Source organism: Bradyrhizobium iriomotense (assembly GCF_018130765.1).
GTDB classification, from domain to species: domain Bacteria; phylum Pseudomonadota; class Alphaproteobacteria; order Rhizobiales; family Xanthobacteraceae; genus Bradyrhizobium; species Bradyrhizobium iriomotense_A.
The window spans coordinates 1-11,869 of the sequence record NZ_JAFCJZ010000027.1 but is presented as its reverse complement, the minus strand read 5'-3'; the positions used below and the strand labels follow the sequence as shown (position 1 = coordinate 11,869).

The 11,869-nt window shown below is 65.5% G+C and carries 13 protein-coding genes; 6 read left to right on the top strand and 7 right to left on the bottom strand.

The features are described 5' to 3' along the window. The first annotated feature begins 6 nt into the window (after positions 1–6). From fliG to JQ635_RS33325, 6 genes are all read left to right on the top strand, one after another. On the top strand, positions 7–1,104 hold the full coding sequence (fliG, locus tag JQ635_RS33350; RefSeq protein ID WP_211414020.1) for a flagellar motor switch protein FliG: 1,098 nt from the start codon (positions 7–9) through the stop codon (positions 1,102–1,104). Continuing rightward, entirely contained in the window at positions 1,104–1,727 is a 624-nt protein-coding gene (locus JQ635_RS33345; RefSeq protein ID WP_211414019.1) for a FliH/SctL family protein, read from the top strand. The genes fliG and JQ635_RS33345 overlap by 1 nt, the downstream gene beginning before the upstream one ends. A 3-nt stretch (positions 1,728–1,730) precedes the next feature. Continuing rightward, positions 1,731–2,078, top strand: a complete 348-nt coding sequence (fliN, locus tag JQ635_RS33340) for a flagellar motor switch protein FliN (RefSeq protein ID WP_080139212.1) — start codon at positions 1,731–1,733, stop codon at positions 2,076–2,078. A gap of 39 nt (positions 2,079–2,117) precedes the next feature. Next, complete coding sequence (gene flbD, locus JQ635_RS33335) at positions 2,118–3,503, top strand: sigma-54-dependent transcriptional regulator FlbD (RefSeq protein WP_211414018.1); 1,386 nt, start codon at positions 2,118–2,120, stop codon at positions 3,501–3,503. Positions 3,504–3,969: 466 nt separating this feature from the next. After that, the gene (locus tag JQ635_RS33330; RefSeq protein ID WP_211414017.1) at positions 3,970–5,220 is read left to right on the top strand and encodes a vanadium-dependent haloperoxidase; all 1,251 of its coding nucleotides are present in this window, start codon (positions 3,970–3,972) and stop codon (positions 5,218–5,220) included. A 190-nt stretch (positions 5,221–5,410) separates the two neighbouring features. After that, the gene (locus tag JQ635_RS33325; RefSeq protein WP_211414016.1) at positions 5,411–6,559 is read left to right on the top strand and encodes a M20 family metallopeptidase; all 1,149 of its coding nucleotides are present in this window, start codon (positions 5,411–5,413) and stop codon (positions 6,557–6,559) included. A gap of 150 nt (positions 6,560–6,709) precedes the next feature. Here the strand turns inward: JQ635_RS33325 and JQ635_RS33320 are convergent, their stop codons facing one another. The 7 genes from JQ635_RS33320 to JQ635_RS33295 form a co-directional block, all read right to left on the bottom strand. Then, a complete protein-coding gene (locus JQ635_RS33320; RefSeq protein WP_167523728.1) occupies positions 6,710–6,865 on the bottom strand; it encodes a hypothetical protein in 156 nt (51 codons plus the stop codon). Positions 6,866–6,958: 93 nt separating this feature from the next. Then, positions 6,959–7,540, bottom strand: coding sequence for a flavin reductase family protein (locus JQ635_RS33315; protein WP_211414015.1), 582 nt, complete (start codon positions 7,538–7,540; stop codon positions 6,959–6,961). Between the two features lie 32 nt (positions 7,541–7,572). Further along, positions 7,573–8,409 carry an ATP-binding cassette domain-containing protein gene (locus tag JQ635_RS33310; protein ID WP_211414014.1) on the bottom strand — a complete coding sequence of 279 codons (837 nt, stop codon included), beginning with the start codon at positions 8,407–8,409 and terminating at the stop codon, positions 7,573–7,575. A gap of 20 nt (positions 8,410–8,429) precedes the next feature. Continuing rightward, on the bottom strand, positions 8,430–9,236 hold the full coding sequence (locus tag JQ635_RS33305; protein ID WP_211414013.1) for an ABC transporter permease subunit: 807 nt from the start codon (positions 9,234–9,236) through the stop codon (positions 8,430–8,432). Beyond that, the gene (gene ssuD, locus JQ635_RS33300) at positions 9,233–10,399 is read right to left on the bottom strand and encodes an FMNH2-dependent alkanesulfonate monooxygenase (protein ID WP_211414012.1); all 1,167 of its coding nucleotides are present in this window, start codon (positions 10,397–10,399) and stop codon (positions 9,233–9,235) included. The genes JQ635_RS33305 and ssuD overlap by 4 nt, the downstream gene beginning before the upstream one ends. A 10-nt stretch (positions 10,400–10,409) precedes the next feature. Continuing rightward, positions 10,410–10,532, bottom strand: a complete 123-nt coding sequence (locus tag JQ635_RS39280) for a hypothetical protein (RefSeq protein ID WP_283826917.1) — start codon at positions 10,530–10,532, stop codon at positions 10,410–10,412. A 2-nt stretch (positions 10,533–10,534) separates the two neighbouring features. Further along, complete coding sequence (locus tag JQ635_RS33295; RefSeq protein WP_211414011.1) at positions 10,535–11,485, bottom strand: sulfonate ABC transporter substrate-binding protein; 951 nt, start codon at positions 11,483–11,485, stop codon at positions 10,535–10,537. Between the last annotated feature and the right edge of the window lie 384 nt (positions 11,486–11,869).

Genomic DNA, 11,869 nt, shown 5'->3' with positions numbered 1-11,869 from the left:
ACTGACATGGCCGCTTCCCTGCAGAATGCCAACTCCAACGACATCACCAGCGTGATCTCCACGCTCGGCCAGCGTGCCGGCGACCGCGCCAAGGGCGGCAAGGGTCCCGAGCAATTGGCCGGGCCGCGGCGCGCCGCGATCCTGATGCTGGCGCTGGGCGAGCAGTATGGCGGCAAGATCTGGGGGCTGCTTGACGACGACGAGGTGCGCCAGCTCTCGCTGGAAATGTCGACGCTCGGCACCGTCGAGGTCGACACCGTCGAGGACATGCTGCTCGAATTCGTCTCGCGCATGTCGGCCTCCGGCGCGCTGATGGGCAATTTCGACGCCACCGAGCGGCTGCTGCAGCAATACCTGCCGCCGGAGCGCGTCAACGGCATCATGGACGAGATCCGCGGCCCCGCGGGCCGCAACATGTGGGAGAAGCTCTCCAACGTGCAGGAAGAGGTCCTCGCCAACTACCTCAAGAACGAATACCCGCAGACCATCGCCGTGGTGCTGTCGAAGCTGAAGCCGGAACACGCCGCACGCGTGCTCGGCATCTTCCCCGAGGATCTCGCGCTCGACGTCGTCAACCGCATGCTGAAGATGGAGGCGGTGCAGAAGGAGGTGATCGAGAGCGTGGAGAAGACGCTGCGCACCGAGTTCATGTCGAACCTGTCGCAGACCCGCCGCCGCGACGCCCACGAGGTGATGGCGGAAATCTTCAACAATTTCGATCGCCAGACCGAAACCCGCTTCATCACCTCGCTGGAAGAGGAGAACCGGGAATCGGCCGAACGCATCAAGGCGCTGATGTTCACCTTCGACGACCTCGTGAAGCTGGATTCCGGCTCGGCCCAGACCCTGATGCGCAACGTCGACAAGGACAAGCTCGGCGTCGCGCTCAAGAGCGCCAACGAGGACGTCCGCAACTTCTTCTTCGGCAACATGTCCTCGCGCGCGGCCAAGATGCTCCAGGACGACATGGCGGCGATGGGCCCCGTGCGCCTGCGCGACGTCGACGAGGCCCAGGCGCTGCTGGTCAATCTCGCGAAAGACCTCGCGGCCAAGGGCGAGATCATGCTGACCAAGAACCGCGCCGACGACGAGCTGGTGTATTGATGGCCGCTCCGGCAAAATTCCTGTTCGACACCGACTTCGCGGCGCCCGAGCGGTCGCCGCGCGAGAAGGCCGCGACCGCGGCCGAGATCGCACAGAAGATCGCGGAAGCGGAGGCGCGCGCCTATCAGGACGGTTTTGCCGCCGGCCAGCGCGAGGCCAAGGCCGAGAGCGACCGCCGCGTCGCGCTCGCCATGGAAGAGATCAATATCGGTATCCGGGGCGTCGCCGCTGGCTTCGGCAACATCGAGACCAAGATGGAGACCGAGGCGGTCGAGGTCGCGATCGCGGTGGCGCGCAAGCTGTGCGCCGACCTCGTCGCCGCCGAGCCGCTCGGCGAGATCGTCGCGCTGGTCAAGGATTGCTTCTCGCATCTGGTCGCGACGCCGCATCTCGTCGTCCGCATCAACGATTCGCTCTACGACAGCGCGCGCGAGAAGATCGAGCGGCTCGCCAAGCAGAGCGGCTTCGAGGGACGGCTGGTGATCCTGGCCGAGCCGGAAATTGCCACCGGCGACTGCCGGATCGAATGGGCCGATGGCGGTGTCGTGCTGGAGCGCGGCGCCATCGCGGCCAAGATCGACGACATGGTCGGACGCTATATCGCGTCCCGCAGGGGGAGCTAAGCCATGAGCGACACCGACGGACAGGTCCCGCTGCCCGATCTCAACGGCCCGATGCCGCCGACCGCGGATGTCGGCTACAACGAGGACGAATATGCGGCGCGCGCCGCCGCCGACCTCGAGGCGGTGTTCGACGTGCCGGTGCAGGTCTCGGCCGTGCTCGGCCGCTCCAAGATGGATGTCGGCGAGCTCCTGAAGCTCGGGCCCGGCACCGTGCTCGAGCTCGACCGGCGCGTCGGCGAGGCCATCGACATCTACGTCAACAACAAGCTGGTCGCCCGCGGCGAGGTCGTCCTGGTCGAGGACAAGCTCGGCGTGACCATGACCGAAATCATCAAGACCGAACGCACGTGATAACGCGCAATAGCGCGACCAGACGGACAGGAGACTGACATGCGGCTTCTCATCGTTGGCACATTGAAGGGCCAGCTCACCACCGCCACCAAGATCGCGATGGAGAACGGCGCCACCGTGACCCACGCCGAGGATCACGAGCAGGCGATGCGGGTGCTGCGCGGCGGCAAGGGCGCCGACCTCCTGCTGGTCGATGTCGCCCTCGACATCCGCGACCTCGTGATGCGGCTGGAGGCCGAGCACATCCACGCTCCGATCGTCGCATGCGGCATCACCAACGACGCCCGCGCCGCGGTCGCCGCGATCCACGCCGGCGCTAAGGAATACATCCCGCTGCCGCCGGATCCGGAGCTGATCGCTGCGGTGCTGGCTGCCGTCGCCAATGATTCCCGCGAGCTGGTCTATCGCGACGAAGCCATGGCGCGCGTGATCAAGCTCGCCCAGCAGATCGCAGGCTCCGACGCCTCGGTGATGATCACCGGCGAGTCCGGCACGGGCAAGGAAGTGCTGGCGCGCTACGTCCACACCCGCTCGGCTCGCGCCAAGCGTCCGTTCATCTCGATCAATTGCGCCGCGATCCCCGAGCATCTGCTGGAGTCCGAGCTGTTCGGCCACGAGAAGGGCGCGTTCACCGGGGCGGTGGCCCGCCGCATCGGCAAGTTCGAGGAAGCCACCGGCGGCACGCTGCTGCTCGACGAAATCTCGGAGATGGACGTCCGCCTGCAATCAAAACTGCTGCGCGCCATCCAGGAGCGCGTGATCGACCGCGTCGGCGGCACCAAGCCTGTCGCCGTGGACATCCGCATCATCGCGACCTCGAACCGCAATCTGGCGGAGGCCGTGCGCGAAGGCACGTTCCGCGAGGATTTGCTGTTCCGCCTCAACGTCGTCAATTTGAAGATCCCGCCGCTGCGCGAGCGTCCCGCCGACATCCTCGAGCTCGCCCAGCACTTCGTGAAGAAATATGCCGAGGCCAACGGCGTTCCGCTGCGCCCGATCTCGGCGGAGGCGCGCCGCGTGCTCTCGGCCAACCGCTGGCAGGGCAACGTCCGCGAGCTCGAGAACACCATGCACCGCGCGGTGCTGATGGCGCAGGGCGACGAGATCGGCCCCGACGCGATCATCACCCCGGACGGCGACCGCCTCGACCTCGCCAAGACCGCCCCGGCCGTGGCGCATGCGACCATGGCCGCCGAGCAGGTGACGCGCGCGCTCGTGGGGCGCACCGTCGCCGACGTCGAACGCGACCTGATCCTGGAGACGCTGAAGCACTGCCTCGGCAACCGCACCCATGCCGCCAACATTCTCGGCATCTCCATCCGCACGCTGCGCAACAAGCTCAACGAATACGCCGACGGCGGCATCCCGATCCCGCCCGCGGGCACGCCAGGGGAGTATCCGCGGATGCCGATGGTGGGGGCATAGGCGCCTCGTTCGAAGATTGAGAGATGCAAATGCCCGGGCCAGTCCCGGGCATTTTCTTTTCGCCACACGCACCAACACCCGTTCCGTCATCCTGAGGTGCGAGGCATGGGACGCGACGCGTCCCATGGGGAGCCTCGAAGGATGCACGGCCTCAGCCGGGCCGTCGCCCTTCGAGGCTCGCTTCGCGAGCACCTCAGGATGACGGAGATACACTGCTGTCGTAGCCCGCATGAGCGCAGCGACATGCGGGAACAGCGCCGCCTTATGGAACCCCGGATATCGCTTCGCTCATCCGGGCTACCGGACTATCGTGCCGGCCGAGACTGACCCGGCCGCGCGCAGAGTGAAGCAGTTCACAAGCAGGATGCGCCGGGAGCGCTAGTGTTCAAGAGCAGCGTGGCGTGATGTCCGTCCACCGGGGGGCGCATCCGCTTTGCGAACGTCCTTCCAACCGAAAGGGCATGCCATGAACCGCTTTTCGTGGACGATTTCCCGCTTATCGCTGATTGCAACGCTGATCGCAGCCACAGCGCCGCTTGCGCGCGCCGACGTGATCATGGACTGGAACGCCAAAGCCGACGCGATCGCTGCCGAGAAGCAAATTCTACCGGCGCCGCATAGCCGCGCCTTGTCCATGATGCACGTTGCCATGTTCGAGGCCGTCAACGCGATCGACCACCGCTACGCGCCTTACAAGATCTCGTTGTCCGCGGATCGTTCGACCTCGCGGGAAGCTGCAGCGGCAGTTGCGGCTCACGACGTACTGCTGTCGATCTATCCGGACCTCAAGCCGGACCTGGATGCGACACTGACGAACGCGCTGGCGCCGATTGCCGACGGCGAGTCCAAGACTGCCGGCATCACGCTCGGGAAAGAGGCGGCAGTGCAGATCATCGAGCTTCGTGCGAAGGATGGCAGCGCCGCCGTGGAAACGTACCGGCCCCTGACCACGCCGGGCGCCTATGTTCCAACCGTCGTCCCGCTTTTCTCGACCACGGGTGCGACGACGCCGTGGGTCATGACGTCGGGATCGCAGTTCCGTCCCGGACCGCCGCCCGCGCTCGATTCAGAGGTCTGGACCAGGGACGTCAACGAAATCCGCGAGGTCGGCAGCCGGGGCAGTTCGGCCCGGACGCCTGAGCAAACGACGATCGGCCGCTTCTGGTTCTTTGTCGGCGCCCGCACCTACAATCCCATCGTGAGGCAGGCCGCGATGGCCAAGGGAATGGATCTCGTCGACTGCGCCCGCCTGTTCGCCTTGACGTCGATTGCCGGCAACGATGCCATCGTCGCCGTGTTTGACGCCAAGTACCACTACAATTTCTGGCGCCCGATCACGGCCATACGCAATGCCGATCTGACCTCGAATGCCGCGACGCCTCGCGATCCCTCCTGGCTGCCGCTCGGGGACACGCCGATGCATCCGGAATATCCCTGCGCCCACTGCATCGTCTCGGCCGCAATTTCGACCGTGCTGCAAACTGTCGTTGGAGATTTTGGCGAGTTCTCCCTGACCAGCCCGACGGCACCGGGGGTCACGCGCAAATGGTCGCGGCTGCAGGACTATAGCGACGAAGTCTCCAATGCGCGCATCTGGGCCGGCTTTCACTACCGCTTCTCGACCGAAGTCGGCAAGGACATGGGCCGAAAGGTCGGTGCGCTGGTCGTCGCGACGCAGCTTCGCGGTGTCGAGGCAATAGCGCAGCCAAGCCGCTAGGCGGGCGACCTTTTTGGAGCGCCGTAGCCCGCATGAGCGCAGCGACATGCGGGAAGCCGTGAAAAAGAGTCCCGGATATCGCTTCGCTCATCCGGGCTACGGGAGCCAGCACATGGCCGCACCGCATCCGGCGACTAGGTCCGGCCGGCGCAAGGCCCTATAACCCCGCGTGAGAACCACGAGGGTAAACATGTCTGAAGCTCAAATCACGGACTGGCTGGCGTCGCAGAAGCAGGCGATGATCGATCTCTTGCGCGACGTCGTGAACATCGATTCCGGGTCCTATGACAAGGAAGGCGTCGATGCGGTCGGTGCGCGGTTCGAGCGGCATTTTGCCGAGCACGGCATTCCGTTCCGGCGCGAGGCCAACGCCACCTTCGGCGATGCGATCCATGCCGAGGTGGCCAAGCCCGGCAGCAACGAGAAGCCGGTGCTGTTGATGGGGCATCGCGACACCGTGTTCGGCAAGGGCGAGGCCGGGCGGCGCGCGTTCACCATCAAAGACGGCCGCGCCTATGGCCCCGGCGTCGCCGATATGAAGTCGGGCCTCGTCATGAACGTGTTCGTGGCCACCGCCTTCCATAAGTTCGGCGGCTCGCCGCATCCGATCAAGGTGCTGATCACCTCGGACGAGGAGATTGGCTCGCCCGCCTGCCGCCCCATCATCGAGCGCGAAGGACGCGCCGCGCGCGCCGTGTTCAACTCCGAGCCTGGCCGGCCCACGGGCAATGTCGTGACGGGACGCAAGGGCGGCATCTTCATGCACATGACCATCACCGGCAAGGCCGCGCATTCCGGCGCCAATTTCGCTGCCGGCGTCAGCGCGATCGGCGAGCTCGCGCACAAGATCGTCCAGATCCACGCGCTGACCGATCTCGACAAGGGCATCACGCTCAATGTCGGCCTCGTCTCGGGCGGCCAGTCCGTCAACACCACGGCGCCTTTCGCCGAAGGCCAGATCGACCTGCGCTATGTCGATCCGGCCGATCGCGCGCGGATCATGGCCGCAATCGAAAAGATCGTCGCCACATCTTACGTGCCGGGCACCAGCGCGACGCTGACGATCAAGGGCGAGTTCGTGCCGGTGGTGCAAAGCGCGGAGTCGAAGACGCTGTTCGAGGGCTATCAGGCCGCTGCTAGGCAGGTCGGCCTCACCACGCTGCAGGGCGAGTTCTCCGGCGGCTGCGCCGATTCCGGCTTCACCGCCGCGGTGGGCACGCCGACGATTTGCGGCCTCGGCCCGGTCGGCGGGCTCGCGCACACGCCGGAGGAATATCTCGAGGTCGACAGCATCGTGCCGCGCGCACAGGCGCTGGCGCTGGCGATTTTGAGGGGGTGAGGGAGAGGTGCCGTAGGGTCGTAGGGTGGGTTAGCCCTGCAGATGCGCGACGCGCATCTGCTCGGCGTAACCCACCTCTTTCGTCTCCGCGGACACAAACAGTGGTGGGTTACGCCTTCGGCTAACCCACCCTACGCACCTACGAGACCGTCACGAATAACTCGGCGCGTCGGGCTTGCGGAAGATGTGGATGGGATCGCCAGGCACGATCGGCTGCCCGGAGAACATCGCGTAGGCGTAGAGCGCGAGATAGGCGATCGCGAGCGCGCCGATGGCGTAGAAGGCTAGGGTCGCGACGCGCTTCATCTATCCGCTCCGATGCCGTCCCGGCGGGACGGCTCAAGCAGCGCTTCTAGAGCGATGAGGCGGAAAAGGCCAGCCGGCGCCTGCGGGCGGCGATCAAATGCCGCGCCGGGTGCGCGCGGGAACGCTGACATCGGCGAGCCTTGCGGCGTCCTCGTCCTGGTCGACCGCCACATACTGGCCGTGCCAATAGGCGAGCGCCGCATTGCGCGTCGAGTTCCTGACGTCCCTGACACGGCCGATGACGATGCCGTGCGAGTGACGCTCGACGATCTCCTCGACCTCGCAGTCGAACACCGACAATGCACCGACCAGCAGCGGGACTCCCGAGACTGCCGTCACCCACTGGGCGCCGGCAAAGCGATCGGCGCCCTTCAGCCCGCCCTTGCCGGCAAAGCGCTCGGCGACATCGAGCTGGTCGGCATTGAGGATGTTCACGCCGAAGGCGCCATGGCGCTTGATCAGCGGGAAGGACGAGGCATCGCGATTGATGCTGACCAGCAGGGTTGGCGGCTCCACCGACAGCGAGGTTACGGATGTCACCGTCATGCCGGTGATGTCCTTGCCCCGCCCGGCGGTGATGACGCTGACGCCACCGGTGAGGTGGCGCATGGCGCCGCGGAAATCGGCGGGCGAAACGGGGATTTCGGTCATGAGATCGCGGGGCACTACATTCATGGCGTGGTCCCCGAAATGGGGTTCCCTTCTATTTAGGTACGATCGTCCGCCGACAAAAGGTGGCTCAGGATCGAGCCTTCGAGGCCCGCCAGCTCGGCCGAGCCACGCTGGCGGGGGCGAGCCACGTTAATCGTGACATCATGGGCGATACGGCCCTCCTCGATCACCAGCACCCGGTCGGCCAGGGCGACAGCCTCGGCGACGTCGTGGGTGACCAGAATCGCGGTAAAGCCCTGGTCGCGCCAGACGCGCTCCAGAAGGCGCTGCATCGAGATGCGGGTCAGGGCATCGAGCGCACCAAGCGGCTCGTCGAAGGCGAGCACGCGCGGACGGGAGACCAGCGCGCGGCCGAGCGCGACGCGCTGCTTCTGGCCGCCCGACAGCACGGAAGGCCACTGGTCGCGCTTGTCGGCGAGACCGACCTCGGTCAGCGCCTTCTCGGCGCGGGCATGCGCGTCCTTCGAGGCGCGATCGCGGCCGAGACCGACCTCGACATTGGCGAGCACGCGGGCCCAGGGCAGCAGCCGCGGCTCCTGGAACATGACACGGATGTCTTCGGGCTGGACGTCACCGCCGAAGCTGATGCTGCCGGCATCGATCTTGTCCAGGCCAGCGATCAGGCGCAGCAGCGTGCTCTTGCCGCAACCGCTTTTTCCCACGATAGCGACGAACTGGCCGGCGGGGATGTGCAGATCGATACCGCGCAGCACCTCGTTATCACCGAAGGATTTGCGCAAGCCGCGGATGCTGAGCGGCAGGCCGCTGATCTGCATCGGCCGCTCCTCACGGACCACGCGGGCGTGAGGCGCAAAACTGGCGCGGCTGGCGAACTCGGTCTCGGAAAGGGACGTACGAAGCGCTGTCTGCATGTGATTCCCAGTATTTCTGCTCAACGTTTCTGGAAGGCGGGGTGCCAGGAGAGCGTCAGGCGCTCCAGCACGCGGGAGGCGCTGTCGGCGAGCTTGCCGAGCAGGGCGTAGATCAGGATCGAGAGCACGACGACGTCGATCAACATGAACTCGCGCGCCTGCATCGCCATGTAGCCTAGCCCTGAGGACGCAGCGATGGTCTCGGCGACGATCAGCGTCAGCCACATGATGCCGAGCGCGAAGCGGATGCCGACGAAGATCGAGGGCAGCGCGCCCGGGAAGATGACGCGGCGGAACAATTCGCCATCGGTCATGCCGTAGATGCGGCCCATCTCGATCAGCTGCGGATCGACGGTGCGGATGCCGTGCAGCGTGTTGAGATAGATCGGGAAGAACACCCCTAACGCCACGAGGAAGAGCTTGGCGCTCTCGTCGATGCCGAACCAGAGGATGACCAGCGGGATCAGCGCCAGATGCGGCACGTTGCGCACCATCTGCAGCGTGGTGTCGGTGAGCTTGGCCGAAAGCTGCGACAGGCCGTTGGCGAGCCCGAAGGCGAAGCCGATGCTGCCGCCGATCAGAAAGCCGATCGAGGCGCGCCAGAACGACACCCAGATGTTGCGGACGAGCTCGCCGGAGAGCAGCAGCTTCCAGCCCGCCAGCGCGACATCGCTCGGCGCCGGCAGCACGCGAACCGGCACGAAGCCGGTGACGCTCGCGACCTGCCAGATCGCGATGATGGCGAGCGGCACGATCCACTGGACCAGGCCGTCCACGCGCGGCAGGCGAAGGCTACGCGGAAGGGGAATGCTGTCGATGAGACTCATGATTGCGACACCCGGTGCTGCGGACGGAAATCGCTGCCGACCGTCTCGCCGAAAGGACCGCCGTTGAAGTGCAGCCTGGTCACGTCGCTCGGCTGCTCCAGCGAGAGCAGCGGGAACACCAGCTCGGCGAAGCGATAGGCCTCCTCCAGATGCGGATAGCCCGACATGATGAAGGTATCGATGCCGATGTCCTGATACTCCTTGATGCGGGCCGCGACGGTCCGGGCATCGCCGACCAGCGCCGTGCCGGCGCCGCCGCGCACGAGGCCGACCCCGGCCCACAGGTTCGGGGCGATCTCGAGCTTGTCGCGCTTGCCGCCATGGAGCTGCGCCATGCGCTGCTGACCGACCGAGTCCATGCGGGCAAAGTTCTTCTGCGCCAGCGCGATGGTGTCGTCGCTGACATGCTTGATCAGCTCATTCGCGGCGCGCCAGGCCTCTTCATTGGTCTCGCGGACGATCACATGAAGACGGATGCCGAAGGATAGTTTTCGGCCGCGGGCCGCTGCGACCTCCCTCACCTTGGCGATCTTCTCCGCAACCAGGGCCGGCGGCTCGCCCCAGGTGAGATATTTGTCGACGGTGTCGACGGCGACGTCGATGCCGGCATCCGACGAGCCGCCGAAATAGAGCGGCGGGCGCGGCGACTGCACCGGCGGAAACAGCAGCTTGCCATCCTCGATGTGGATGTGCTTGCCCTCGACATTCACCGTCTTGCCCGCGAGCAGGTCGCTATAGACGTTGAGGAACTCGCGGGTGACCTCGTAGCGCTCGTCGTGGGCGAGGAAGATCCCGTCACCCTTGTTCTCGACGGGATCGCCGCCGGTGACGACGTTGACGAGGAGCCGGCCGCCCGTGACACGGTCGAGCGTCGCGGTCATGCGCGCGGCAACGCTTGGCGATTGCAGACCGGGCCTCACCGCCACGAGGTAGCGAAGCCGCTCGGTGAACGGTGCGACGCTGGACGCGACGATCCAGGAATCCTCGCAGGATCGGCCCGTCGGCAGCAGCACGCCAAAATAGCCGAGCTGGTCGGCGGCCTGCGCGACCTGGCGCAGATAGTTGAAATTGACCTCGCGGCCGCCGATGCCGGTGCCGAGATAGCGGCCGTCACCGTGGGTCGGCAGGAACCAGAGGATGTTGGCGTTTGATTGTTTACTCATCTCTGTGCCCCTAGCCGTAGGTCGTGCCGACGGCGGCCGCGACGATGCCGATCGACATGACGATGGCTGCGATCACGCGTTGAACGATGCGTTTCATGTTCAGACCTTTTGAAATGGGAAGATCGATCGGCACGGTCAGGCTGCCGAGTTGCGCCAGACGATGTCGCGGATGACGATCGGCCTCGGGATCAGGCCGAGCTTGTGGAAGCGGTCGGCAACGCCCTGCTGGGTCGCGACGATGTCGTCGGTGACGGGGCCGACCACGAAGGACGAGCGGTTGGCAGCGATGGTCTGGATGTCTAGCGGAATGCCGGTGACTGCGGCGAGCGACTTTGCCACATCATCGCGATGCTGCTCGGCCCATTTGGCGGTCGCGGTGGTGACGTCGACGATCTGCTGCAGAATGGCGCCGTGGTTCTTCGCGAAGTCGCGGTTGGCGATGTAGAACGAGTTGGTCTTGGTGACCTCGCGCGCATTGATCAGGATGCGGCCGTTCTGCTTGGTCTCGCCGATCGCGAAATACGGATCCCAGATCGCCCAGGCCTCGATGCTGCCATTGGCGAAGGCGGGGCCGGCGTCCGGCGGCGTCAGATAGACCGGGGTGATGTCGGCATAGGTGAGGCCGGCCTTCTCCAGCGTCTGCACCACGATGTTGTGGGCGCTGGAGCCCTTGGTGAAGCCGACGCGCTTGCCCTTCAGTTCAGCAATGGAGCGGATCGGCGAATCCTTCGGCACCAGGATGCCCTGGCCGTTGGTGATCGGCTGTCCGGCGGCGTAGACGATCGCCGCGCCCGCGGCCTGGGCGAACACCGGCGGGGAATCGCCGACGGCGCCGTAATCGACGCTGCCGACATTCATCGCCTCCATCATCGGAGGACCTGAGGAGAACTCCACCCATTTCACCTCGATGCCTTGCGGGGCGAAATGTTTTTCCAGGGCGGCCTGCTGGCGCGTGATGACCAGCACGCCGTTCTTCTGGTAGCCGATACGAATTTCCTTCACCGCGCCTTGTGCATTCGCGCGTGAGGCGAACGCCGCGGCAGCCGCTGTTCCGATCGACAGTTTCAGAAAGTCCCGACGCTTCATTCCACACTCCCGGCCGCCTGCGCCCGTCACCATTCACGTTTCGGGAATGATGGTGCGGAGCGGCGGAGGTGTCGAGACACGCGGAAAAATAGCGATGCGAGCACTGCGCTTGTGGCGGAGTGCATGATTAATCTTTCAAACGGTCGCGGCGATGCAGACGGAATTTTTCCGCACGCGAATGTGAGAGCCGCACGGATTCCTCACGCCGCCCGGACGAGCTGAACAAAAAAGTCGCAAAACAACCCCATGCACAGTAGCCGGGGCGTGCGAAAACAAGTACTTACGCATTATCCGAAATTCGTTTGACCCGTCGAGGCTGGGCAAGAATTGGTGGTTTGGTTGCTCAGGCTGGAACGAACCGGCCGATTGCGAGGCGCGGCCGGA

Coding starts and splice junctions, on each gene's coding strand:
- fliG (WP_211414020.1), top strand. CDS start 7: ATGGCCGCTTCCCTGCAGAATGCCAACTCCAACGACATCACCAGCGTG.
- JQ635_RS33345 (WP_211414019.1), top strand. CDS start 1,104: ATGGCCGCTCCGGCAAAATTCCTGTTCGACACCGACTTCGCGGCGCCC.
- fliN (WP_080139212.1), top strand. CDS start 1,731: ATGAGCGACACCGACGGACAGGTCCCGCTGCCCGATCTCAACGGCCCG.
- flbD (WP_211414018.1), top strand. CDS start 2,118: ATGCGGCTTCTCATCGTTGGCACATTGAAGGGCCAGCTCACCACCGCC.
- JQ635_RS33330 (WP_211414017.1), top strand. CDS start 3,970: ATGAACCGCTTTTCGTGGACGATTTCCCGCTTATCGCTGATTGCAACG.
- JQ635_RS33325 (WP_211414016.1), top strand. CDS start 5,411: ATGTCTGAAGCTCAAATCACGGACTGGCTGGCGTCGCAGAAGCAGGCG.
- JQ635_RS33320 (WP_167523728.1), bottom strand. CDS start 6,865: ATGAAGCGCGTCGCGACCCTAGCCTTCTACGCCATCGGCGCGCTCGCG.
- JQ635_RS33315 (WP_211414015.1), bottom strand. CDS start 7,540: ATGAATGTAGTGCCCCGCGATCTCATGACCGAAATCCCCGTTTCGCCC.
- JQ635_RS33310 (WP_211414014.1), bottom strand. CDS start 8,409: ATGCAGACAGCGCTTCGTACGTCCCTTTCCGAGACCGAGTTCGCCAGC.
- JQ635_RS33305 (WP_211414013.1), bottom strand. CDS start 9,236: ATGAGTCTCATCGACAGCATTCCCCTTCCGCGTAGCCTTCGCCTGCCG.
- ssuD (WP_211414012.1), bottom strand. CDS start 10,399: ATGAGTAAACAATCAAACGCCAACATCCTCTGGTTCCTGCCGACCCAC.
- JQ635_RS33295 (WP_211414011.1), bottom strand. CDS start 11,485: ATGAAGCGTCGGGACTTTCTGAAACTGTCGATCGGAACAGCGGCTGCC.